The organism is Ruminiclostridium josui JCM 17888 (assembly GCF_000526495.1).
In the GTDB taxonomy this organism is placed as follows: domain Bacteria; phylum Bacillota; class Clostridia; order Acetivibrionales; family DSM-1351; genus Ruminiclostridium; species Ruminiclostridium josui.
In genome coordinates this window covers 2,936,897-2,962,908 of the sequence record NZ_JAGE01000001.1, presented here as the reverse complement: position 1 = coordinate 2,962,908, position 26,012 = coordinate 2,936,897, and the positions used below count along the sequence as shown (strand labels likewise).

Here is a 26,012-nt window from a genome sequence, read left to right as displayed (position 1 = left end):
TATAAAGGAATACTTACAAAACAAACTAACGGAAATACTATTGGGACTACTGATTCGCTACTTTCTCAAAGTTGTTTCCTCCATTACCACTTGCCTGACATCCTATCAGTGTTAACTTACCGGGATTACTGTTCCAGGTAAAACCGTGCTTTTTATTATTGAATGCTTTGCAGTTAACTAATTTGTGATCAACACTTATGCCGCTGCCGCCTAATTTGAACCCGTTTCCGTCACTGTCTGTGGTTGTAGAACCGTTTTCAGTCTTCCCGTTGTAGCTAGCTTCACAGTTTTCAAAATAAACTGAACCAATTGGACCAGTATCATCTTTTGTATACAAATCCCAACCGTCATCAACATTATATTTGGATATACATCCGATAAACTTATTACCCTGACCACATGTGAGTTTTGCTGCAAATCCGTCAGCATCCTCACCATCGTCAGGGTCGTAGTTGCTGTGAGAATAGCAATTTTTCACAGTATTATTACTTGGCCATTGTGAGATTGTGTTGTAGTTTGAATTAAATCTTGAAATCTGCAGACCAGTATCACAGTTTGCATAAAACTCACAGTCTTCAATTATGTTATTGTTCCCTGCCAGCAACATTCCATTGTCACCGGCTTTCTGGATTTTGAGCCCTTTTATATTCCAGTAATTACCAGCCAATACTACGCCCCTGTTGGATGAATTAAATGTCATGCTAGAAAAATCCAATACTGCCTTTTCATTACCCAGAACAGCTATATTTTTCATACTGCCCTCATTTCCATTGTTACCCTCTGCTATAATTACTGTCTTGGAAAATGAGTATGTGCCGCTCTTTAGGTAAATTGTCTTACCCGGTTTAATATTATCAATAGCCTGTTGTAAAGTAGTTGAACCATTAGGCTCAATTATAATATCGCCGTCAGCGGGATTACCAGTTCCATTGTTAACTGGCAGAGTGTTTACCTGTCCCAACAAATATTTTTTTAATACCGCAAGGTCAAGGATGGATATTTCTTTATCGCCGTCCAAGTCAGAAGCCTCAGTTTTGATTGGAACCGATTGTCCAAGCAAATACATTTTTAATGTTGCAAAGTCGATGGTATCTATACTACCATCACCATTTATATCACCGCATTTTATAGTTTGCTCTGGCTCTTGTGGATTGGTTGGGTCAGTAGGGTTAGTTGGATTTGAGCCATCCAGTTTGCCAACTCCCGCATACCGTGTAACCAATTCCTTTACCTGGCTTGAAGGCGTCAGGTAGTTCGCATACTGGTACGGTGGAGTATAGCTGCAAGTTGAAGTTGTGGGTTGATTACCCTTACAGTTTACATATGTATTATCCTTTACATCGTAATAACCTATTAATTCACTATTATAGGATCCTATAGGGCCGGCAGCCAGTCCCGATTCTTTATTAACTGAACCTGAACCGACTCTTTCAAAATAATTGCTTTCAACTTTGAGCTGAGCTCCCATTCTGGAATTTACAGCACTGCTCCACACATCAGCATAATAGTTGCTAAATATATGTCCTGTTCCAAATCTGTAGCTAGGTAAGCGTTCCTTCAGGTTTATAAACATATTATGGTGATAAGTCATTTTTCTATCATAGTTGTCACTGTCAGATGACCCAACTAAACTTGTCTTAAAAGAATCATGAAAGTAATTCCATGAAACTGTAATATATGCACTATCTTTTTTGCAATCCAGCAGACCGTCATACCAATCTACATCACCGCCGGAAATGTCACCCTTCTCGTCTATTATTCCATCGCCATTGCAATCTCCTATCATATTGTATAACTCACAATGGTCAATCCATACATTTTTACTATTCTCTATGCCTATGCAATCGGTAGGAGCCAGAGTATGGTGTATCTTCAGGTTTTGAACAATTATGTTGCTGGACTTAACAATATTAAGCCCAACGCCTTCCAGTTCTCCGGCATTTCCAACACCTATAATTGAAACGTTTGAAACCTCTTTAACTCCAATGGCACCTGTTCCGGTAAGCTTAGATGCTACTTTTATAATCAACGGAGAAGTGTCATTGTCTTTTTTTCTCTTGTTTAAAAGATCTGACATTTCTGTAGCACTTTTTACGGTCACTTCTTTTCCACCGGCGCCTCCAGTGGTTCCACCATTTAGCGTAGCAAAACCAATCAAACCAAACAGGCCATTTTCTGCACCTTGAGCTTTATTAACCACGCCAAGTCCTATAAGTGATTGTGCCATGACAGCCCCGGCCAAAAGAAAAATTTTTATTTTCCTTAACATAAAAACCTCCTTTAAATTATTTATAATTTTTACCCTTTAGGTATCTTTCTGTAATAAACCGCACCTCCTTCATATATTTCCCAGATTATTATAATTTCCGTTTCTTATCGTCTGATATAATTATACAATATTGTGCTACATATGTTATTATTTTACACTGAATTCGTATAAAATGGTCTTCTCCATACCTATAAACTCAACTACCCACCTTGTCTCAACTCAAAGAAATTTATTAATGAATTATTGAATGAAAACATTGCCCAAACTTTGTAAGAAATGCACAACAAACTTCCAAACCCTTTATATAGTGGTATTTGGTGGTATTTTTTATACTTAGCCTTTAAACATCTTCATTGACTATTAATTCAAAAGCGGTTAATATTAAAATGTAAAAAAAATTATTGTTTTTTACCTTAATTATAAGGAGGATGGATAATATGAAATCATTTGATATTTCTTTAAAATCTATTAACGACGTAAAGGATTTTGTAAATATCGTTAACAAATATGACTTTGATGTTGATTTATCATCAGGACGTTATATCGTAGATGCAAAGTCAATAATGGGAATTTTCAGTCTTGACCTTAGCAAGCCAATCAAAGTTGAAATTCAAAACGATGATTGCGAAAAATTCTGTGATGAAATTAAACGTTTCGTAGTATAATTATTTATAAATTAAGAAAGATAAAAGCGAGTTTAGGAACTCGCTTTTTGTTATTTTAAATCACAGCAACTGTTGGTCACGTCATCTTCAGTTACTACTTCAAAACCATTTCTTATTAAAAGTTCCGCTGTAACTCCATTACCTTTAATAAGCTTTCCAGAGAATGTTCCGTCATATATCTTTCCAACGCCGCAGGACGGACTTTTTGATTTTAATATTGCTTTGTTTATGTTATAGAGTCTGGCTACCTTGAGAGTTTCTTCAGCACCTTTTAAAAATTTCTCGGTTTGATTTTGTCCTTTAGAGTCTATTATTTTTGATTTACCCGATAGGACATCGCCTCCGTCACCGCACACAATCTCACAAGAGTCCCTTGGAGTAGGCAACCCTCCCATCTGTTCAGGGCATACCATAATCGCCTTACCTTCCCTGACAAGTCTCTCTATGCACTCATTATAATTGTTTTTACCGTTATATTTACTGTCAAGTCCTGCCAGACATGCACTGACCAATATCATTTAACCCTTCCTTTTCTTCCTTTTTCTTTTCCCCATTATTTTTTCATAAACTTTTTTATCGATGATTTTCCCTTTTTTCACGGACTTTTTGCCTGAAGATGAATTCCTTCTGCCCTTTTCTTCAGCTTTATCCGATTTTGTGCTACGACTGTTTCTCTTAACATATGAGGGTTCTTTTTTGTGCTTTGTAAATATTATTTCATCTTCCGCTTCCTCATCTATGTTGTCAAAATCATCCATATCATCAGATTCAACCAGTAAAAACTCTATTTTCCTTGCAGTTATATCAGCTTTTGCAAGTATTACCTTGACTATATCACCTATTCTGTAAATTTTACGTGTTCTCTCTCCTACAAGGCAGTAATGAGCTTCATCATAGTTATAGTAATCATCTTCCATACTGCTCATTCTGACCAGACCCTCTATGGTGTTATCAAGTTCTATGAACATACCAAAGGAAGTTACATTTGCAATAATACCTTCAAATATTTCTCCCTCATGGGCTTTCATATATTCTACCTTTTTTAAGTCTTCACTTTCTCGTTCTGCTTCATCTGCCCCTCTTTCACATTCTGAACAGTGTTTTGCAATTTCAGGCAGCATTCCTTCCAATTGGCTGATTTTTTCTTCACTCATTTCGCCTTTTAGATAAAGTTTCATTATTCTGTGAATTATTAAGTCAGGGTATCTTCTAATGGGCGAAGTGAAATGGCAGTAGTATTTTGCAGCCAAACCAAAATGACCTATACTTTCATCACTATACCGTGCTTTTTGCAGGGATCTTAGCATAACTGTACTTATTATTCTCTCATGTCTGGTTCCTTTGACCTTTTCCAAAAGGTCCTGTAAGGCTCTGGGATGAACTTTATTTATGCCCTTTATGCTGTATCCCAGATTGTAAAGAAACTCGTTTAGATTGCGTATTTTTTCTTCATCAGGGTCTTCATGTATTCTATATACAAATGGTGTATTTGTCCAGAAAAAATGCTCTGCAACAGTTTCGTTACAGACAAGCATGAATTCTTCAATTATCTGGTTTGCAATGGTTATCTCATATCTTTTTACATCAATAGGTTTTCCATTTTCATCCAGTACCACCTTTGCTTCATCAAAATCGAAATCAATAGCGCCTCTTTGAAATCTTTTCTTTCTTAAAATCAGTGCAAGTTCCTGCATTTTGTAGAAATCAGGAACCACATGACTATAACGTTTTATTAGTTCTTGGTCATTATCCACCAGTATTTTGTATACGTTGGTGTAAGTCATTCTTTCATCTATATTAATTACGCTTTCAAAAATTTCATGGTTATACACCTTACCGTTTTTATCTATGTCCATCATTACGGTAAAGCTGAGTCTGTCAACATGTGGATTAAGACTACAAATACCATTGGATAGTTTTCTTGGAAGCATTGGAATAACCCTGTCAACCAGATATACACTTGTGCCTCTGTTAAGCGCTTCCAAATCTAGAGGAGAATTTTCTGTAACATAATTAGTTACATCCGCAATATGAACCCCAAGTCTGTAATTCCCATTTTCCAGTATTTCTATTGAAACCGCATCATCAAGGTCTTTTGCATCTTCTCCGTCTATGGTAACCATACGAAGTCCCCTTAAATCACGCCTTCCTTGTATCATTTCCTCTGTTACTGTTTCGCTAATGGAATTTGCCTGATTGAGAACATCCTCTGGAAAATCCTCTTCGAGATTATAAGATTTTATAATTGACAATATATCTGTACCCGGTTCATTCCTATCACCGATTATTTCAATTATTCTGCCCTCGGCGTTTCTTCTGGCTTCCGGGTATTTTAGAATCTCAACAACAACCTTCTGCCCTTTTTTCGCTCCGTTAAACTCACTTTTTGAAATAAAAATATCACCGGAAATTCTCTTATTATCAGGAACAACAAAACCAAAACTCATACTGTTTTCAAAGGTTCCTACCAAAGTAGTATTAGCCCTTTTAAGTATACGTATTATTTCGCCTTCCATTCGCCTGTCTGCAGAACTTTTCTTATTTACTCGTGCTACAACCCTGTCATTATGCATGGCCCCGTTAAGACCGTCTGCGGGGATAAATATATCCTCCATAAGTTCATCATCAGGTATAAGAAATCCATATCCCCTTTCATGGCCTTGCAGCCTTCCTGTTACTAGGTTTAGCCTTGAAGGTACAGCATACCTTTTCCCATGGGTCTTAAAAATCCTTCCTTCTTCTTCAAGTTCATCCATTACCAGGGTGAAAAGTCCAATATCTTCTTCAGGCACATCTAGAACCATTATAAGTTCCTTAAATAAAAGAGGTTTATACGCTTTATCCCTCATAAATGCGACTATTCGTTCTTTACGTTCTTCCAAATCTGCCATGTATTAATTACCTTTCCTACGTTTTTTATAAATTCAATGTTCTCCTTTTACTTCCTTATACTAATATATTATTCCAAGTATTTCAATTAAAATTCACCGTTGTCATAACTATTATCAAAGGCCGTATCCGCAAATTCCCCCCACATATCCGCATACTTCCCGGTAGACCATTCCGTCATGATAATGGACTCTCCGTTTTTAAGAGGTATTTTAAGCAGCTGCTTATTTATAGTATTCTTGTTTTGAACTGTATAAACTATTATATTATCCTCTGATACCAGTATAAGAATATCTTTATTAGGCGACATATATGCATCCCTTGTCCAAGGTGCTCTGAATTTAATTTCATTCCACGGAATATTCATTTCGTCATAGTGTATTAGCTTTGATGGTACCATCTGCTTCACATCAAAATCTTCATACTTTTTATTACTGGATGTGTCTTTATAATAAAGGCGGCTTTTCATAATCCAATGCCCATTTCTTCTCTGCAATGTAAAATTGCTTTCTTGAGGCTGATGGTTTAATTTACTTACCTTTTCTCTATCCAACGATGAAATAAATGCCTCTGCCGATTGCTTTAAAATATTTGCAGAGTCACCTTCAATTATATCTGACAGTAGCACCGGTTTTTTTGTTCCCAGATTGTCTATGGGTAAAACTCCAAGTCGCATGTCGCTTTCAATACCTATATAATCATTCCCCACGAATAATACTTTAGAGTCAGACTTTATATTTATTGTATTTATTTTACTCATAGTCTTAGATTTCTGCTTTTGGGATAGGTCTGCAAAAGGTTCAGCATATATACTTACTGAATCGTCGGTGTATATAGAACCAATCTCCCAAAACCCCTTTGCTCTAGGTACAACTAGTTGGCTTGTATATAATTTTGCTTTTATTTCACGGTTTTTAAAATAAAGCCATAGTGTATGGTAAGTGTTATCTGGAGATCTTATTCCCATAAGAACCCCCGACCTAAGCAAAGGGTCTTCCTTATAATCTCCGCCGCTGTCTATATCCAAACCAACACTTCCAAGACTTTCTGCTCTGATTTTTTCATCTATATCCACAGAAATTCTTTTCAATGCTAAAAAACCACCTTCCATGTATACATATGCTGTATTTGCATCTGTAACTATAAGCTCATGAAACAGCTGGTTATCTGTTGTAATTGTGACCACATTAACATTCTCGGTAGTAATTCCAAGTATGTCTTCACTTATACGGTATTTATTTTGAATAAAAGTACCTACAGAAGTTCTTATACTTTTGTATTGAGGATTAATACAGACATCCTTGTAAATAGCACTGACTTCATTATCAAAAACAGCTTCCTTCCCGATAAACTGTTCATACTTCTCCTGTTTTTCAGGGACTTGTGAGCTGTTGTCAGTTAAAATGTAATTCTGTATTTTCCATGTACCTTTTACGGCAATGTTCTTGCCTTCCGGCGGCTTTATGGTATCCTCAATACTGAAATTAACGGTACTACATCCTGAAAATAAGGATGCAGAAATTAACAATAATGTTGTTAAAAGTATTCTGATTTTCCTTTCCAAAATATCAGCCTCCAAAAGGAATCCTTACTGTTACAATTGTTCCTTTATTAAGTTCGCTTTGAATATCAAGACTTCCGTTGTGAAGCTTTACTATCTCATCACATATTGAAAGCCCCAATCCAGTGTGAGAATTACTACTCTTTCCTTTGTAAAATTTTTCCGTCACAAGAGGTAATTCTTCCGGACTTATTCCGCAGCCAGTATCCTCAACCCTGAAAACAATATTCTCATTCTCCAAAAATGAAATTAAAGATACCTTTCCGTTTTGAGGGGTAAAATTGAAGGCGTTTCCCAACAAATTAATCAAAAGCTGGGTTATCCTATTTCTGTCCAACTCTACATTTGGCATCTTTTCACAACTTACACTAAAGCTTATTTTTTCTTTTTTTGCCCTATCGCTCATTTGCTTTTCTAAATGCTTAATAATCAAACAGACATCGGTCTTTTCTTTTTTAAGCTCAACATTTCCAGAAACAAAACGGGAAAAGTCCAAAAGTTCCTCAACCATATCTGTTAGTCTATCGCTTTCCTTTACGATAATATTTAATCCATCGCTAAGAATTTCCCTGTCACTGTAATCATCATCTATAATAGTATTTGCCCAGCCTTTTATTGATGTAAGAGGAGTCCTCAGCTCATGTGAAACTGTAGATATAAAGTCATTTTTGATTCTTTCTCTTTTTTGAATTTCTGATGCCATGTAGTTCAATGTGTCTGAAAGCTTACCAATCTCATCGTTTCTGCTTTTATTTATTCTTACATCAAGATTTCCTTCGGCCATTAATTCGGCTGCTCCAGTTACATTTTTTAATGGGTGTATGATACTGTGGGCTAGAGCTATACTTATAGTTCCTGCAACAAGAATAACAACAATACCAATGACTATAAATATCATTGATATATTAAATATTATTTTATCTACATCTTTTAAGGAAGTTATAAACCTCACTACTCCAACCTGCTCGGTATCAGATTTTAAAGGATAAGATACTATCATAATATGCTCGCTGCTATTATTGAGTTTTCCTATCCAAACACCCTTTTTACCCTGCTGAGCCTGCTTGAAGTCGTTGCCGGACACATATTCCCCCCACTCAAGGCCTTGTGAATCCAACAGTACTTCTCCGTTATTTTTTACTATTTGAACCTGACCTGTAGTTTGTTTCCAGAACAAATCAGCATTGTCCATTATATTAACATCCAATGGAACATCAGAAAAATATCTGGTATAAAAATCAGAAGCTGTCTTAATTTGATTTGTCAAAATACTTTCAACATTGTTATAGAAATAAAAACGCGTAAAATAGATAAGCAGTGCTTCAAAAGCAAGAACGCTTATGAGGATAATCAGTATGAAATTTCTTACTAATCTGGCTTGAATACTGTTTTTAAATTTCATAGAAGTCATTCCTTCCGCCATCTGTACCCAATACCCCACACTGTTTCGATATACATACCATGGGAATCCTTATCTTCAATCTTGCTTCGCAATCTCCTTATATTGACATCAACTATCTTAGTATCTCCCATATAGTCATAGCCCCATATCTTGTCCAAAAGCTCATCTCTGGTAAATGCTTTATTCTTGTTTTCTAGGAAAATTTTTAATAAGAAAAATTCTTTTGGTGTAAGAAGAATCTCCTTATCTTCCTTAAATACTCTTTGAGAATAAAGCTCAAGCTTGAATACTCCGCTTTTTAAGGTATCCTCTTTACTGTCTGATGCACTTTTGCCTCCCAACCGTCTTAAAAGGGATTTTGCCCTTAAAATAAGCTCTGTAGTATTGAAAGGTTTAACAACATAGTCATCAGCACCATATTCCAAACCCTTTATTTTGTCAATGTCCTGTCCTCTGGCTGTCAGCATTATAATTCCCACGTCAGGTAATTCTTTTCTAAGTGTTTCGCAAACCGTAAATCCACTTATCCCAGGTAGCATAACATCCAAAAGCACAACATCAGGATTTTCCTGTCTTGCTTTCAATAGTCCTTCTTCCCCTGTAGCTGCTTCGATAACAATGAAATTATGTTTTTTGAAGTTTATTTTCAAGAAACCTCTTATACTCTCTTCATCTTCTATTATAAGAACTTTATTTTCCATATAAAAGAATTCCTTCCTACTTTTTCTTGTAACCATTATTATATACTTGCCCATTCTGAAGCTTTACCCCTCTGGCAGAAAAAAGCTCATCAATAGTAACCAATTTATATCCCTTTTCAGTTAATTTTTGTATTATTACTTCTGCTGCTTGGGCAGTTGGTTTATACAAGTCGTGCATTAACACAATGTCTCCGTCCTTTACTTTACCAACCACTCTATTTACTGTAGTTGTCTTATTCTTTGTCTTCCAGTCTTGAGTATCTATGGACCAAAGAATTAACGGAGTGCCTGAGGATGATTTTACCTTATTATTTACACTGCCATAAGTAGGTCTCATTATAGTCGGCTTTTTTTGAGTAAATTTCTTTATTATATCAGATGCCTTATTTAATTCTTGCTTTATGCCTGCTTCATTTAGCTTTGTTAACTGTTTATGGCTATAACTGTGATTGCCAATTTGGTTTCCATTATTTGAAATTTGCTTTATAGTATCCTTATATTTCTCTACTCTGTTACCTACAACAAAAAAGGTTGCATGTCCATTATATTTTTTTAAAGCTTTGAGTATCTGAACTGTATACTGCGGATGAGGCCCATCATCAAACGTAAGCGCAACCATAGGTTGGACTTTAGCAGGGGCCGGAGGTTTTGGATTAACCTTTTCCGGATTTACCTTTTGTGGTTCTACAGGTTTTTTTTCATCCGGTTTTTTTGTATTTGAAGGAGCCGAAGGATTCTCCTTAGTCTCCTGTGAAGGTTCTTTTTTATCATCAACTACATTTTTCTCATTGTTTATTTTTGCTTCAATACTGCTTTCACTATTATTTTTCTCTAATACTTTATATTCTTTAATAATTAATGCTTCAACAAAAAATATTACTAGCAAAATCGCAATTGTAACCCCAAAAAATTTCTTCAATTATTCTCACCCATACCCCTATTTATATTATATATTAATTATTTCAACTACCTTCATTTTATATTTATTTCTTTTTTCAGTAGTTACAAAATAACAAAAAAAAAGTTACAAATAAGTAACCTTTATATCCTCAAATTGTCAAAAGCCTTTTTCATTGCGTGTAAGGTTATTTCTACAAATTCTTGTAGTGTAATATTCAATTCTTTATACTGCTTTATATGTTCAAAGTTTATTCCTTTAACATCTTCTTTTGTAATATTTTCAATTACCATTTGGACTGTAACATCTGAAAGGTTTTTATCAGGCAATTTATCGGCACAGTAAGATATTAACTGAGTAAGATAATCTACTGCATACAATACTTTATCCATTTTTCGTTTACGCGGTATTTTATGGTAATCATTTTGAGCCCGGATGCTGTATATAATAGATTCGTCTATATCAAAATTCTCAAGTATTTGTGCAGCTACAAGACAATGTTTTTCCGGATTGCCGGCTGTTTTTTCAATATCAATATCATGGAGCAAACCGGCCAATCCCCACATCTCAATGTCGGCATCATAATATTTTGCAAACTCTCTCATTACTGCTTCCACCGCTAAAGAATGTCTAAGAAGATCCTTGTCGTATAAACGAGCTTTAAGTTCTTCAAAAGCCTCATCTCTATTCATAATAACCCCTCCAGAAGCCGCAAATATCATCTAAAACTCTTTTCTAATATTAGCATAGTATTATGTAGAATATCAACCAATATATATCCATATTATATGCGAAAATGCACTTAAAATGCAAAAAGCCCAAGTGTACAATATACACTTAGGCTTAACTTTTAAGTACATATTAACCAACTTTATCTATCAACAAGTAAAGAGCAATAGATGTAACGAGAAATGCAATTGCAGCAAAAGCTGTATACTTTCCAAGCAATGCATCAATAGTACGACCCTTATTCTTGCCAAAGAATGTCTCTGCTCCTCCTGCTATTGAGCCAGACAAACCAGCCTGTTTTCCTGACTGTAGCAATACGATAATGATAATTGAAATAGCAAAGATAATGTGAAGTATATTAACAATCCATTTTGCAGCTTCCAACCTAAACACCTCCTAAAATAGACAAGTCAAATTTTATCATACTTAAATGGAAAAAACAAGTCCGGAGACTTGTTTTTCTAATTTATTTTATAAAAACACTTTTCCCCAAAAAAATTTATGGGGTACAAGCTTAGCACCCATTTTTTCTATGATATATGATTTCCACTTAGCATTTCTCTTTACCCATAATAATTCAACTAATGGTTCAATTTAGAAGCATAAAGCAAGTGTTCTAAAGCTAAGCCGTACCCCGTATACTAGGAAGGATATGTTTTGTATCTGGCTTTTATATTTAGTGTTATTTTAGATTAAACCATGCTTTTATACCCGGAAATTCCGCAACTTCTCCTAATTCTTCTTCAATTCTTAATAATTGGTTGTACTTAGCAACTCTATCTGTTCTGGAAGGTGCTCCGGTTTTTATTTGACCTGAATTTGTTGCTACTGCAATGTCAGCAATAGTTGCATCCTCTGTTTCACCTGATCTATGAGATGTAACTGCAGTATAACCTGCTCGGTTTGCCATTTGTATTGCATCAAGTGTTTCTGTAAGCGTACCTATCTGATTTACTTTTATGAGAATTGAGTTTGCAACACCTTTTTTAATTCCTTTTTCAAGTCTCTTTGTGTTAGTTACAAAAAGGTCATCCCCAACCAACTGAATCTTACTGCCCAGTCTTTCGGTTAACAATTTCCAACCTTCCCAATCCTCTTCTGCCACACCGTCTTCAAGAGAAATTATTGGGTATTTATTAACCAAATCAGCCCAGTAATCTACCATTTCTTCTTTACTTTTTCTTATGTTTGTCTTCCAGAAGAAATATGAGCCATCGTCTTGATACATTTCAGTTGCAGCAGCATCTATAGCTATTCTGAAATCATCCCCAGGTTTATAGCCGGCTTTTTCTACTGCTTCCAATATAACCTGAATTGCCTGTTCGTCGGTATCAAGATTTGGTGCAAATCCACCTTCATCACCTACTGCAGTACTAAGCCCTTTGCTGTGCAAGACTTTTTTGAGATTGTGGAATACTTCTGCACACATCCTAAGAGCTTCCTTAAAACTTTCAGCTCCAACCGGCATTATCATAAATTCCTGTATGTTTACACTGTTATCGGCGTGTTTTCCTCCATTTATTATATTCATCATAGGTACCGGAAGTGTCTTTGCATTTACTCCTCCAATATATTGATACAATCCCAATCCCAAAGCCTCTGCAGCAGCTTTTGCAACAGCAAGGGATACGCCTAGTATTGCATTGGCACCCAATCTCTCCTTGTTAGGTGTACCATCAAGATCAATCATAAGTTTATCAATGGCAACCTGGTCAAATACATTCATTCCTTCTACTTCAGGCGCTATAGTATTATTTACATTGTCTACTGCTGTTTCCACACCTTTTCCCAAATACCTGTCGCTGTTTTCATCTCTCAGCTCAATAGCCTCGAAAGCACCAGTTGAAGCTCCCGAAGGTACAGAAGCTCGTCCAACAAAACCGCCCTCGGCAATAACTTCCACCTCGACAGTGGGATTTCCTCTGGAGTCAAGAATCTCTCTAGCAAAAACGCTTTCAATTGGTATATATTGTTTCATACTTAATTCTCCCTTCAAGGTAGTTATTCATAATTAGAATACCATTTGATTTGCTTTATTGTAAAATATTTCCCTGAACGTTATTTATATATCGTATCTTATTATATGTAGATGTTCAGTTAAAATACAAAATATGACTTAACATTAATTGGTATTCTTATTATAATTTTCATTCAATACATACCTACCACTGGGGGTGAATTTTAAACATGAAAAATAAATAAGCGAAAGCAGTGCCTGTCAAGAACACTGCTTTCGCTTGACTAAGCCAAAATTTTTATGGATTTAGCTCTTTAACAGGCCTTGCCTCAATGTACCCTCTGTATCCCATTGGTGCAAGCTGAACTCTCGGAGCTTCATCGTCCGCCCACTGAAATCCATATATCTCAGGGTTATAGTTATTTATTACCTTCCATAGATGTGATATAGATTCCTCAAACTTTTCATCTTCGTAAGACTGTCCCTGAAAAACCATCATCTTGCAAGGATTTAAGTCTATTATCTCAAATCCCTCGGGAATGTCTCCGGAATAGTCCAGGGGTACTTCTACCCCCTGAACATATAGTGACGTACCGGGCTTAATCATTTTTTCCGGCAGCCACATTCCTGTGGGCTCGTAAATTGCCTCCTTTATACCTGATAATATATCCCATACACCGCAACCAACTTCTTCACAGTATTCAAAGTAATGTTCAGCTTTTTGCCCTCTCTTTAATATGAGCTTTCTTGCAGGTCTTTCAACGACTTGTACAAATACGGTTTCGGTACATGGGTTAGGATTCTCAGCCATATTATCCACTCCTTTTTGAATTCTAAGGTAATATCCACGGATTCTTTCTGGAATATAGAACTTTATTTCCGGTTTTGTTTTTGAATATTGCTTCGGTGTTATGCCAAACTGCTTTGAAAAAGCTCTTGTGAAACCCTCGTGAGAATCAAACACAAAGTCAAAAGCAGCATCAATAACTTTAATATTGTCATCTCTGAGTCTTTCAGCAGCCATATTCAATCTCAATAACCTGATATACTCGAAGGGAGCTTTACCGGTAATCTCTTTAAAAATCCTCGCAGCATACCACGGGGAGTATCCCGCTTCGTTAGCCAGCATGTGAAGCGAAATCGGTTCTGAGATGTGCTTCTCAATGTAGTTTTGCATTTTTTCAACGATTTTTATCTTACTCCATGTATCCATTTTAATCACCTCATATAAAAGGATACCATCAGGTACAACGGATTTCTTGACTTTCTTTGCAAAGAATAAATCTCAAGTATAAATTTGAGGTTTTTCCTTACACTAAGATTATATCGCATATTTTGTTCGATTTCAATATTTTTTAGAATATTTTATTCTATTTTATCAAATGATTTTTTTTGCCTGATATATTTATATTTGGAGGCATATTATGAGATTTGGTGACAGATTAAGAGAACTAAGAGAAGAACGAGATATCACTCAAAAGGAATTAGGAAAATTAGTAAATGTTTCTGCTAGAGTTATTGGTTATTATGAAGCCAATGACAGATTTCCAAAGGACGAGAATGTTTTGAAAACTATTGCTGATTACTTTAATGTGTCGGTAGATTATCTTGTGGGCCGTACCGACATCAGACAGTTCTCCGAGGACATTGTGGCAGAATCAAAAATTCCTTATAATCTGGACGTTAATGGGCTTCCTGATGAGGCTTTGAAGAAAGTAGAAGAATATATTGATTTAATTAAAACCAAATACAAAACTGATAAAAAAACTTAAAAAGTAAAATAAATACTCCCGGACTATTACTCGGGAGTAAACATAAATAATATTTTTACTATGTCATTAGCATTGAATTTCTTTTTAATATCCTCAGTTCCTTTTCATACTCGCTTATAAGCTGTTGCCTTCTGTCTTCAAAAGTACCGTGATCTTGGATAAAATCAGTATCTTCATGGATAAATCCAATGCTGTCTAAATTGTCATTAGTCCCTTGGGGCAATATATGAATTATTTTCCCCATAGTGTTGCTCATACTTACTCATCCTTTCCAAATAACTCTTTCTTTTTTCTTTGCTTTTCTTTAGTATGTCAAATTTTTTAATTAATACATTAAACAGTTCTTCTCTATAGTAATTAACCATAAGAATATGTACATAGGCCATAAATGGCTTTACAAACTCTCTGATTTCTTCACTAGTTCTTCCTAATAGTTGTTTTTCAGATATTTCAATCTGTAGAAGTGAAACTATCCCCTCATTTTCGCAGAATACGGGAATAGCAATATATTGCTCTATATTCTTTTTAGTATACTTTTTACCATATACAAATTCTTTTTTAATCTCACCTGCATTTTTTAATATATATATATCATTCTGCTGTTCATTAAATATTTTTACATGATAATAACTCAAATCACTGTCAAGATAAAAGTGTTTATCAAATATACTTGGCGAAATCTGATTTGAATTACCATAGCTAATCATTTTAATATATTCTCGACCTGTTTTTTTCTCTTTAAACCTATGCATCAGAGAAACCTGATGAGTGTCTTTTTCCGTTGAAATTTTAATAGCATCATAAATGTTATGACATACCAGAGAGGCAATATCCTGATAACTTAGAGTACTAAAGTCAGCTTTTGACGGTATCAGAACTGCTTTAACACAGATACTTCTGGTTATGTCGTTGAGTTTTCTGCTAATTGTCTGATTAATTACAGCTTCCCGGTTTATAACTTCTTTCAGGCATTTTACTCGGCTCTCCTTGTATTTCTGATAATTATCAATAGTTAGTGTTATCCAGTTGTACATGATAATAAACACGAATGTTACCAGTATATGCAGCTTATCTCTGTAAAATTCCTTTTCATAGATATTATATGTCTTAAAATCGGTAAGTTGCATTTGAAAAGCGAATACAAAAGTAAAAAGAAAGTTCACAAAAGTTCTGAAATACGAGGACTTGAGCAATCTATAAAAGCAATAAAGTATTGAGCCCAGCTTTTTGTAATTGTCTGAAAGCTTCTTAAGCTGTAAAATTACTTTTGAAGGTTTTTTCATTTATTGCACCTCCTCTTTTTACATAATATATTCTATATATGGTAAAAATATCCTTTTTGTGGTAATAAAAATATCCACCGAAGCATTACTTTACCCCGGTGGATTTTCTTCAAATCTAGTTATTACTGTGCTTTGAAGGAATTTACTTTTTATTTTTGAAGAAGTGAAGTTCCTGTCATTTCTGCAGGTTTATCAACACCCATTATGTCAAGCATTGTAGGTGCCAAGTCAGCAAGTCTTCCTTCTTTAAGAGTTGCATTTCCCAAACCAATACCGATAAGCGGTACTACGTTTGTAGTGTGTGCAGTAAATGCTCCTCCATTATCATAATCAATCATCTGCTCTGCATTTCCATGGTCAGCAGTTATTAAAACCACTCCACCCTGTGCAGTAACAGCATCAACTACTTTTCCTACACATTCATCAACTGCTTCAACAGCAGCTTTTGCAGCATCAAATACACCTGTGTGTCCAACCATGTCACAGTTAGCAAAATTAAGAATTATGACATCGTATTGTTTTGAGTCAATTCTCTTAACCGCTTCTTCAGCAACTTCATATGCACTCATTTCAGGTTTTAAATCGTAAGTAGCTACTTTCGGTGAAGGGATAAGTGCTCTGTCTTCTCCTTCGTACTGAGTTTCAACACCACCGTTGAAGAAGAAAGTAACATGTGCATACTTCTCGGTTTCAGCAATTCTCAGCTGTCTGTAGCCAAGTCTGCTTACATATTCTCCGAAGGTGTTATCCAGAGTCTGAGGCTTAAACGCAACCAAAACATTTGGCATTGTCTTATCATACTGTGTCATACAAACAAAGCATAATGGGAAGAAGCCTTTTGCTCTTTCAAATCCTTTGAATTCAGGATCAACAAAAGTTCTTGTTATTTCTCTTGCCCTGTCAGGTCTGAAATTGAAGAATATTATTGAGTCATTTTCAGCTATTGTAGCAACTGGTTTGCCATTCTCCATTATTACTGTTGGTTTAACAAATTCATCAAATTCGTTTCTTGCAAAAGATGCCTCTACAGCTTCAACTGCTGAATTTGCAGTTAAACCTTTTCCGGATACCATTGCATCGTATGCAAGCTGTACTCTTTCCCAACGGTTGTCTCTGTCCATGGAATAGTATCTTCCCATTACAGATGCAATTTTGCCCACTCCGATTTCCTTCAACTTTGCTTCAAGTTCTTCAGTATATATCTTTGAGCTATCTGGCGGAACATCCCTGCCGTCGTAGAAACAGTGTATAAATACATCTTTTAGACCATTTCTCTTTGCCATCTCAACTAAACCATACAAATGTGTGTTGTGGCTGTGCACTCCACCATCAGATAAAAGTCCGAACAGGTGAAGCTTTGAATTATTCTTTTTGCAATTTTCAACTGCCTTAAGAAATTCCTCTTTATTAAAGAAATCTCCATCATTTATTGACTTTGTTATTCTAGTTAATTCCTGATAAACTATTCTTCCTGCACCTATATTAGTATGTCCAACCTCAGAGTTTCCCATCTGACCTTCAGGTAGTCCTACATCCATACCGCTTGTATGAATAATGGTATTTGGATATTTGGCAAGATAGCTGTCCAAATTTGGCTTGTTAGCAGCCTGTATGGCATTTCCTTCTTGTTTCGGGTTGTTTCCGAAACCATCAAGGATCATTAATGTTACTAATTTCTTTTCCATGTGGTTATCTCCCTCTTAATGTTACTATAGTTTGACCCTCCAGTACTAACCGGAGGGTCAGATAATTCAATTTTATACTTAAATCTAAATTATCTCCAGACAGAGAAAACTTATGCTTTTGCTATTATTGAGAAATCCTCAACCTTTAAGCTTGCTCCACCAACAAGTCCACCATCTATATCAGACATTGCAAACAAATCAGCAGCGTTCTTTGCATTAACGCTTCCGCCGTACTGAATTCTAACTTTTTCAGCTACGTCTGCACCATAAAGTTCAGCAACCAATTCTCTGATAACTGAGCAAACTTCATTTGCTTGTTCATTTGTAGCAGTCTTACCTGTTCCAATAGCCCAGATTGGTTCGTATGCAATAACAAGCTTGCTAACTTGTTCCGCAGTCAAACCAAGTAACGCTACCTTAATCTGATATCTGATATGGTCAGCTGTAACTCCCTGTTCTCTCTGAGTGAGTGTTTCACCACAGCAGATGATTGGAGTCATACCATATTTGAATATTGCATGAGCCTTTTTGTTTATCATTTCGTCGGTTTCAGCAAAATATTCTCTTCTTTCAGAGTGACCGATAATTACATAATCAACACCGAGGTCTGCAAGCATTGGGCCGGAAACTTCCCCTGTAAATGCTCCTTTTTCTTCCCAGTGCATATTCTGTGCTGCAACCTTTATATTTGAACCTTTAGCAGCTTCAACAACTCCAGGTAGACATACAAATGGAACACCAACTACTACTTCATTATCTGCATCCGCAACAGCAGGCTTTAATGCATTTATAAATTCAACAGCTTCAGAAGGAGTTTTATTCATTTTCCAGTTACCAGCAGCAATTACTTTTCTTGGGTTCTTATCCATAAGTACTGCTATTCCAGGAAGTACTTTTCCTTCCAAGAATTCAAGAGAAGCTCCTCCACCAGTGGAAATATGTGTAATCTTATCAGCAAAACCTAGTTGTTCAACTGCAGCAGCTGAGTCTCCACCACCAACTATTGAAAGTGCTCCTGATTCTGCAACTGCCTTTGCTATTTCCTTTGTACCTGTTGCGAAGTTAGGGAATTCAAATACTCCCATAGGTCCGTTCCAGATAACTGTCTTTGCTTTCTTTATTTCTTTTGCGAATTTTTCTATTGTAAGTGATCCGATATCCATACCCATCCATCCGTCTGGCATTGCATCTGATGGAACGTATTTGATTTCAGTATCGTTCTTGAATTCCTGAGCTACCATACTTCCAATTGGAAGCATCAAGTCAACTCCCTTAGCTTCTGCTTTTTCCATAAGAGTCTTAGCCAAATCAATCTTGTCATCTTCACAGATTGAATTTCCGATGTGATATCCTTTTGCCTTTAAGAAGGTATAAGCCATACCACCACCGATTATCAAAGTATCAACTTTGTCAATGAGGTTTTCGATAACTGCGATTTTGTCAGAAACCTTTGCACCACCCAGGATTGCTACAAATGGTCTTGCAGGGTTAGCCAATGCCTTACCCATGAATTCAATTTCTTTCTTTATAAGGAATCCGCATACAGCAGGGAGATAGTCAGCCAAACCTGCAGTAGAAGCGTGTGCTCTGTGAGCAGTTCCGAATGCATCATTTACGAATATTTCAGCCATGCTTGCAAGTTCTTTTGCAAAGTTAGCATCGTTCTTTGTTTCTTCCTTGTGGAATCTTACGTTCTCAAGCATAAGAACTTCGCCGTCTTTTAATGCAGCAGCCTTTGCCTTTGCATCTTCTCCTATAACATCCTTAGCCATTATTACTTCTTTTCCAAGAAGTTCGCCAAGTCTTACAGCTGTCGGCTTCATGCTGAATTTATCTTCAAAACCATCCTTTGGTCTTCCTAAATGGGATACAAGTATAGTCTTAGCTCCCTTGTCAACAAGATACTTAATAGTAGGAAGTGCTCCAACTATTCTCTTGTCATCAGTAATCTTTCTGTCTGCGTCCAATGGCACGTTAAAATCAACTCTTACTATTACCTTTTTGCCGGCAACATCAATGTCTTCAATTGTTTTTTTGTTCATCATGCTCATAACTTCACGCTCCTGTATATATTTTATTTATTTATAAGATGAGTCAAAATTTAGGAAATGATTGCAATATGTATAATATCCAAATTTCCATCCAAATAACCAAAGTAATTTTACCTCTTTTTACATGCTATTTCAATACTTTGTTAGCAAATTAACAGTTTTACGACTATGTGATATATTTCTGGAATGCTAAATGAGTTTTAGTTTTACCATTTATCCCTATGAATTTAACGTATTATACATTTCATCTAAGTTATATTTTGAATATTTCATCACAATAAATAGAAATTTACATTCATTGACATTGATTTTAATATATGTTAATATGTGGCAAGTTGATTAACTAAATTTAACACTATTGAAAGGAGTTATTTATGCTTGCAAAAGTAAATAGTGGTAAATTAATAACTATCATTTTATCTCTTTTAGTCACTTTTTCTATTCTTGCTTACGGCTCAGGTGCAGCAACATTTGCTCATTCCTGTTCTAGTTCGGACAGCCAAACCTTTACTGACAGCGGCGGTACATATTATCTTCAAGTATCGTATGATTATGGTACTTCATTCCCATATGATGATGCTCGTTGTACCGCAACAGCTGGTGCAGCAACATATAAAGCCCGCGAGGTTTATGCTTATTTAGTTAATGGCTCTGCCACAACAGGTGTACAAAGACATTCCTCATTCAGTGCGATTGGGAGCGGAATTCAAAATATTTCTATTGCTGCAGAACTATCAGGATATGACCATGCAACCGGTTATGCCTATGCAGCCACATATAATGGTTATACCTTCCAAAACGGATATGATCCTACATATGGTCAAACTATAAATAAGGATTCAAGACTGAATATTTATTAAAATCTACAAATATAAATTACAAAAGGCAGCAGATTTACTGCAATACAGTAATCTGTTGCCTTTATAAAAATTTATTAAATATTGGAATTGGAGTTCAATATGAAAAAGAACATATATTTATTATTTTGCAAAACTATTTCACTAATAAAAAACAACCGTCTGATATCAGCTGTGCTTTTGCTAGTTCAGATTATTACAATCCTATCTGTCACATTTTTCTTCACAACTATAGTTAAGTCAAGGGCATCATACGTGGCTACATATACAGCAATGCGTACAATAGCCGTAAATATGTCAAACGGTAAATATAATGCTAAGAATCATGACATTGCAGCTAAGATAGCAAATAACGGAATAGCCGAGATAGAAAATATTGAATTCCATTTTTTTGATAAGAGCTCATCCGAAAAACAGCCAAGAGAACTTATAGCTTATTTACATCCAGAACTTTGCAGTAATGATGTATTTGGAACACCAATTTCACAGGAAGACATCAAAAAGTGCAAAAAAGTAGTCATACCCAGCAATCAGAACAAAGAGCTTAATCCCTCCGCAGAAGAATATAAAATAGATGATACACTGAGAATTGCAGGAAATAGTTTTAGGGCCTCTGGAATACGTCATGGTGGATATTTAGATGAAATACCATATACAACTGGGCTTAATTTGTTATATCTTTCATCCTTCCGGGTAATTATTCACCCAGATGTTTCTCAAAATCAAAAAGAAGATCTTCAGCAGTATTTTGAAAATACATTTCAAGGAACGGTACGTCTTCCGAAGCCAGTCTCTCAGAAAACTATATCTAGCTTATTCTTTCCTTTGATTGCGAGTGTTTTTATCGGCATTATTGCAATATTAAATTTTATATTTATATATAAATATATGATGAAAAAATGCAGAAGGGATTACATAATTCTCCGCATTTGTGGCTGCTCCCGTTTTATGACTATTTTTCTAGTGTTCGCCCAGCTTGTTCTCATTTTTTCGTTTTCATATATAATTAGTATGTGCCTGTTTTTCCTTTTACGGCAATTATCTCTGGGAAGAGTTATTTCTGATATAACTGTAACATTTCAAGACTGCATTATTATTTATACCTGTTTTGTATTAATAATCATTACGATTATAGCTCCATTTGCTTTAAGCTTTTTTAGAAATTCATTAATTTCAAGTCAGAAATTTAATACGTAATTATAGGTGGTGAAAGTGTGAAAATCCTTTTTTTAGCTTTAAAATTATTTAACAAAAATAAGGTTTTGAATATCATACTGGTTTTAGAATTTGCAATCATAGGGATAATAATGGTAGTTGGGTCAAATATGTCTCTATACAGTAACAGCAGTATAAATACATTTAAGAACAGCAGTGACCGAATTATCTACTGCATAGATCCCAATTGGTATAAGAAAGATAAAATAACACTTGATTTTTATTCTGACTTACGCGTTAAAACAAAGGATTTCAAGTGGTTCAAAGGTATTTCTGAAATAGGCGGAACTTTTATATATTTTAACAGAAAGCAACTTGAAGACAAATTACCCGCAAACGGCAAGGAAGCTTCCAATGTAATTTTATATGATGATGAAACAGCTAAAGCAATCAGATATCCCTTGTCCGAAGGAAAATGGTTCGGTGTGGAAAAAGTTAATGGTTATGTTCCCTGTGTCATAGGGGGAATCTATGCTAAAAACTATAAGATAGGAGACAAACTCACAGGATATACTTTTGTTGATAATAATTATAGAATTCAAAAATGTAATCTAGTTATTACAGGTAAGCTTGCAAAACCTGAACAAGTGTTGATTCTTGACTATACCTCTATTAATTTAGATTTACCAGTTTCAAAGCTCTTTATAAATATGATAGAAAATGAGCTTTTTTTGATAGCTCCGGGCTCACAATTACAAATTCCTTCCCAAATAACTCCAAATGCCCTTATTTATCTGGACAAATCTTGTCCTAGAAGTGAAATTGAGAGTCTGCGGAAAAGACTTACATTTTCTTACACTAAAATGGATACGGAATTAATTGAATCTGAAAAAAACGAAAATTCTCAGCTTGTAGCAATTATACTGCCCTTTGTATTCATGCTGGTTTTAATATCCATGTGTGGGATTATCACCATGTGCCTTCTTACAACACTTACTAACATGGAAACCTTCAGCATCTATTACCTAACAGGTTGCTCAAGAAAGAAAACAATTATTATCACCGGAGTTTACTCACTTTTATATTTTATTTTTGCCGGAATCTTGTTTGTTATCGGACTATCTGCTTTTTATCACAGTAATAACTCCAGAATCGTAAATGTATATTTTATTATGAATTCCCAAAGTATTACTTTAACAGCAGTGGTATGCATACTACTGGCTTTGCTTTCTTTTATTATTCCATTCTATGCATTAAGAAAAAACAATCCTGTGGAAATGCTTAATATAAATTAAGGAGACTTATTTATGATTGAAATTAATAATTTATCAAAGAAATTCAATATTGGCAAAAAAAATGAACTAACTGCTATAAAGGATATATCCTTAACCATAAACAATGGAGAAATGGTAGCAATTATGGGAAGATCAGGCGCCGGAAAATCAACCCTTATGCACATCCTTGGCTGTCTTGATAATCCAACAAGTGGTTCCTATTATTTAGACGGAAAGCAGATAGATGGCTTATCAGAGGGAAAGCTTGCATTTTACAGAAATAATTATATTGGAATTCTCCTGCAAGACTTCGCTCTTGTGAATAATGATACGGCTCTTCAAAATGTTATGACTCCATTATTTTTCAGTAAAGTGCCAATATTAAAAATGAAAACAAAAGCAAGAGAGGCAATGGCAATGGTGGGTATTGAAGCATTATGCAATCAAAAGGTAGGAACAATGTCTGGAGGTCAAAAGCAGAGAGTAGCTCTTGCAAGAACTCTTGTTAATAATCCGTCAGTTATTTTAGCCGATGAGCCTACAGGAGCACTTGACAGTAATACTGCAGATGAAATTATGCTCCTGTTGCAGAATTTCAATAAAAAGGGCGTTACTGTTGTAATCGTAACTCATGATATAAAAATCGCGGGCTACTGCAAAAGAATCATTGAAATAGCCGACGGTATGCTCAGTAGCGATAAAGTATTGGAGGATAATTGTATTGATAATGAATAAATTCTCTAAAAAGAAAAAAATAATTATCGGTAATGTGTTGCTTATTGCATTTGTACTGTTAGCCTACATACTAATCGATCAGCTTATATTTTTTACAAACAAACCTGAAATTACTGGATTTATAAATAAGTATATGCAGTCCATTGAAGGAATAAATATGCTTTCTACCGATTATATCCCTGATAATGATATAGGAGTAAAAAACATAGCGGATAAGAAAATAACAGGTTTTCGTGATTTCTATAAAAAATATTATTTTGCTAACGACAGTAATAATGATAAGCTCAAGTATATTTTCAATTCCTATGATTTAGGTATTCAAAATATGCTTAATAAAAAAGGTGAGCTAAAAAAGTTGGATCTTAAATCATTTAAAATAATTTCAATATTTAAGATACCCTTTGCATCTCATATAACGGTTAAATTATCTTACAAATTAGATTACAAAGTAAACGGTTCTATGTGCTTCTTTAGTGGTACAGACATTTTGGAAATTCAGTCTGCCTCCACTAATGAGGAAATTTCAGGTTCAAATCATATTCAAACCACTTTTTACTTGAAGAAAGTAAAAGGTGATTGGAAAATATCAAGAATTCCCCGTTCAGAAAGTACAAATATAAGCGATAAATAGGGACTGTAAATAATTTTGTGTATGAAGCCTTTCAAACTCAATGATGGCTAAGTATTTCCAAAGTATTAACTCTCAAAAATTTAATACTATATTTCAAATTATTGCCAGATTATTCTATTTTTATGCATTATTTAGATTAAATCTGGCAATAATTATTTAATAATGGTATTTCTATGCTTATACCTGTATTTTGAAGGTCTAGCCCGTCCGGCAATGAGGACGAGCCCTTCAGGGCGGTGGGGGCTTTGCTCTATGTTTTAAATATAGTTATCCAGTCTCCCATCGTACATAATCATTAATTGACTCATGACCTGATCCCAATTCCGGTATCGTTGAGTCCATTTTTTTATTACATTCATTGATGCCAAATAAAGCATCTTTTCAAGAGAAGTATCAGAAGGAAAAACGGATTTTGTCTTAGTAACTTTTCTGAACTGCCGATGCAATCCTTCAATTATATTGGTTGTATATATTATTTTTCTTATCTGCTCTGGGAACTTGTAATATGGTGATAAAACTTCCCAATTGTTTTCCCAACTTTTAAATGCATATGGATAATCCTTGCCCCATTTGTTTTTCAGGTCTTCAAACCGGTTTAATGCTATTTCTTCACTGGGGCTTGTGTAGACAGTTTTAAAATCCTTTGAAAAAGCCTTCAAATCCTTATATGAAACATATTTAAATGAGTTTCTTAGTTGATGAATTATACACCTTTGAATTTCTGACTTTGGAAAAGCAGCTGCAATAGCTTCTTTGAGCCCTGTAAGTCCGTCCACACAGAATATGAGTACATCTTCTATACCTCTGTTTTTAAGGTCATTTAACACACCTAACCAGAACTTGGAGGATTCGTTCTCTCCAATCCATATTCCAAGGATATCTTTCTTACCTGAAATATCTACACCCATAACAACATAAGCAGCTCTATTTACTATTTGTCCATCAGTTCTTACCTTGTAATGGATAGCATCCATAAATACAAAAGGATAGATAGCCTCAAGGGGCCTACCTTGCCATTCTTTTATTTCAGGAAGGATTCTTTCAGTTATTTTACTAACCATTTCAGCAGAAATATCTATTCCATAAAGCTCTTTAACCTGATCGTGAATATCTCTGGTAGACATGCCTCGGGCATAAAGAGAAATCACCTTATCCTCAATTCCTGATACATCCCTTTTGTACTTGGGAACTATTTTAGGCTCAAACTCACCTTTTCTGTCCCTTGGAATATCAATCTGTACAGGGCCGAATTCACTCTTTAGTTTTTTTGTTGAGTAACCGTTTCTACTGTTGTCGGTAATTTTATGTCTTGACTCATCTCGGGAATACCCAAGAGAAACATCCATTTCGGCTTCAAGCATTTCCTGAAGAACATCTTTAAATGCCTCCTTTAAAAAGGAGATTATTTCTCCGGGATTTTTAAAATCATTCTCCGCAATTATTTCCTGTACTAGCTCTTTTGATAATACGCTCATAAAAAATATTCCTTTCTGGTTAA

General features: G+C 35.2%; 23 protein-coding genes. 7 read left to right on the top strand and 16 right to left on the bottom strand.

Translation table 11 applies throughout. From position 1 onward, the window contains the following. Positions 1-46 precede the first annotated feature (46 nt). Positions 47-2,269: a pectate lyase family protein gene (locus tag K412_RS20795; protein WP_034847546.1), complete on the bottom strand. Its 2,223-nt coding sequence runs from the start codon at positions 2,267-2,269 to the stop codon at positions 47-49. 437 nt (positions 2,270-2,706) lie between these two features. On the opposite strand from K412_RS20795, the gene K412_RS0113355 reads away from it, so the two are divergent. Then, on the top strand, positions 2,707-2,934 hold the full coding sequence (locus K412_RS0113355) for an HPr family phosphocarrier protein (protein ID WP_024833585.1): 228 nt from the start codon (positions 2,707-2,709) through the stop codon (positions 2,932-2,934). Positions 2,935-2,984: 50 nt separating this feature from the next. On the opposite strand, the gene K412_RS0113350 is transcribed toward K412_RS0113355, so the two are convergent. From K412_RS0113350 to K412_RS0113305, 10 genes are all read right to left on the bottom strand, one after another. Then, positions 2,985-3,452: a 2-thiouracil desulfurase family protein gene (locus K412_RS0113350; protein ID WP_024833584.1), complete on the bottom strand. Its 468-nt coding sequence runs from the start codon at positions 3,450-3,452 to the stop codon at positions 2,985-2,987. Beyond that, positions 3,453-5,825, bottom strand: coding sequence for a ribonuclease R (gene rnr / locus K412_RS0113345; RefSeq protein ID WP_034847542.1), 2,373 nt, complete (start codon positions 5,823-5,825; stop codon positions 3,453-3,455). An 86-nt stretch (positions 5,826-5,911) separates the two neighbouring features. Next, a complete protein-coding gene (locus tag K412_RS0113340; RefSeq protein ID WP_024833582.1) occupies positions 5,912-7,387 on the bottom strand; it encodes a hypothetical protein in 1,476 nt (491 codons plus the stop codon). A 4-nt stretch (positions 7,388-7,391) separates the two neighbouring features. Beyond that, positions 7,392-8,807 carry a sensor histidine kinase gene (locus K412_RS0113335; RefSeq protein ID WP_242835620.1) on the bottom strand — a complete coding sequence of 472 codons (1,416 nt, stop codon included), beginning with the start codon at positions 8,805-8,807 and terminating at the stop codon, positions 7,392-7,394. After that, entirely contained in the window at positions 8,792-9,487 is a 696-nt protein-coding gene (locus tag K412_RS0113330; RefSeq protein WP_024833580.1) for a response regulator transcription factor, read from the bottom strand. Before K412_RS0113330 ends, K412_RS0113335 begins: the two co-directional genes overlap by 16 nt. Positions 9,488-9,503: 16 nt before the next feature. Then, a complete protein-coding gene (locus K412_RS0113325; protein ID WP_024833579.1) occupies positions 9,504-10,406 on the bottom strand; it encodes a polysaccharide deacetylase family protein in 903 nt (300 codons plus the stop codon). A gap of 122 nt (positions 10,407-10,528) precedes the next feature. Then, entirely contained in the window at positions 10,529-11,077 is a 549-nt protein-coding gene (locus tag K412_RS0113320) for an HDIG domain-containing metalloprotein (protein ID WP_024833578.1), read from the bottom strand. 169 nt (positions 11,078-11,246) lie between these two features. After that, entirely contained in the window at positions 11,247-11,498 is a 252-nt protein-coding gene (gene secG / locus K412_RS0113315; RefSeq protein ID WP_024833577.1) for a preprotein translocase subunit SecG, read from the bottom strand. A 298-nt stretch (positions 11,499-11,796) separates the two neighbouring features. Continuing rightward, positions 11,797-13,092 (bottom strand): phosphopyruvate hydratase, encoded by a 1,296-nt coding sequence (eno, locus tag K412_RS0113310; protein ID WP_024833576.1) that lies wholly within the window; start codon positions 13,090-13,092, stop codon positions 11,797-11,799. A 277-nt stretch (positions 13,093-13,369) separates the two neighbouring features. Then, positions 13,370-14,284: a helix-turn-helix transcriptional regulator gene (locus tag K412_RS0113305; RefSeq protein WP_024833575.1), complete on the bottom strand. Its 915-nt coding sequence runs from the start codon at positions 14,282-14,284 to the stop codon at positions 13,370-13,372. 211 nt (positions 14,285-14,495) lie between these two features. Here K412_RS0113305 and K412_RS20790 point away from each other — a divergent pair, with 211 nt between their 5' ends. Further along, positions 14,496-14,843, top strand: a complete 348-nt coding sequence (locus K412_RS20790) for a helix-turn-helix domain-containing protein (RefSeq protein WP_034847539.1) — start codon at positions 14,496-14,498, stop codon at positions 14,841-14,843. 58 nt (positions 14,844-14,901) lie between these two features. Here K412_RS20790 and K412_RS0113295 read toward each other — a convergent pair whose 3' ends face one another. The 4 genes from K412_RS0113295 to tpiA form a co-directional block, all read right to left on the bottom strand. Beyond that, positions 14,902-15,099: a hypothetical protein gene (locus tag K412_RS0113295; RefSeq protein ID WP_034847537.1), complete on the bottom strand. Its 198-nt coding sequence runs from the start codon at positions 15,097-15,099 to the stop codon at positions 14,902-14,904. Next, the gene (locus tag K412_RS0113290; RefSeq protein ID WP_024833573.1) at positions 15,050-16,126 is read right to left on the bottom strand and encodes a hypothetical protein; all 1,077 of its coding nucleotides are present in this window, start codon (positions 16,124-16,126) and stop codon (positions 15,050-15,052) included. Before K412_RS0113290 ends, K412_RS0113295 begins: the two co-directional genes overlap by 50 nt. 149 nt (positions 16,127-16,275) lie before the next feature. Beyond that, the gene (gene gpmI / locus K412_RS0113285; RefSeq protein ID WP_024833572.1) at positions 16,276-17,811 is read right to left on the bottom strand and encodes a 2,3-bisphosphoglycerate-independent phosphoglycerate mutase; all 1,536 of its coding nucleotides are present in this window, start codon (positions 17,809-17,811) and stop codon (positions 16,276-16,278) included. 110 nt (positions 17,812-17,921) lie between these two features. Further along, a complete protein-coding gene (gene tpiA / locus K412_RS0113280; RefSeq protein WP_081741770.1) occupies positions 17,922-19,862 on the bottom strand; it encodes a triose-phosphate isomerase in 1,941 nt (646 codons plus the stop codon). 374 nt (positions 19,863-20,236) lie between these two features. Here tpiA and K412_RS0113275 point away from each other — a divergent pair, with 374 nt between their 5' ends. The 5 genes from K412_RS0113275 (at position 20,237) to K412_RS0113255 (ending at position 24,514) form a co-directional block, all read left to right on the top strand. Next, entirely contained in the window at positions 20,237-20,722 is a 486-nt protein-coding gene (locus K412_RS0113275) for a hypothetical protein (protein WP_024833570.1), read from the top strand. A 99-nt stretch (positions 20,723-20,821) separates the two neighbouring features. Next, entirely contained in the window at positions 20,822-21,916 is a 1,095-nt protein-coding gene (locus K412_RS0113270; protein ID WP_024833569.1) for an ABC transporter permease, read from the top strand. Between the two features lie 17 nt (positions 21,917-21,933). Then, the gene (locus tag K412_RS0113265) at positions 21,934-23,169 is read left to right on the top strand and encodes an ABC transporter permease family protein (protein WP_024833568.1); all 1,236 of its coding nucleotides are present in this window, start codon (positions 21,934-21,936) and stop codon (positions 23,167-23,169) included. A 12-nt stretch (positions 23,170-23,181) separates the two neighbouring features. Next, the gene (locus K412_RS0113260; protein WP_024833567.1) at positions 23,182-23,883 is read left to right on the top strand and encodes an ABC transporter ATP-binding protein; all 702 of its coding nucleotides are present in this window, start codon (positions 23,182-23,184) and stop codon (positions 23,881-23,883) included. After that, positions 23,876-24,514, top strand: coding sequence for a hypothetical protein (locus tag K412_RS0113255; RefSeq protein ID WP_242835697.1), 639 nt, complete (start codon positions 23,876-23,878; stop codon positions 24,512-24,514). Before K412_RS0113260 ends, K412_RS0113255 begins: the two co-directional genes overlap by 8 nt. 257 nt (positions 24,515-24,771) lie before the next feature. Here the strand turns inward: K412_RS0113255 and K412_RS0113250 are convergent, their stop codons facing one another. Then, on the bottom strand, positions 24,772-25,989 hold the full coding sequence (locus K412_RS0113250; RefSeq protein ID WP_024833290.1) for an IS256 family transposase: 1,218 nt from the start codon (positions 25,987-25,989) through the stop codon (positions 24,772-24,774). Positions 25,990-26,012 lie beyond the last annotated feature (23 nt).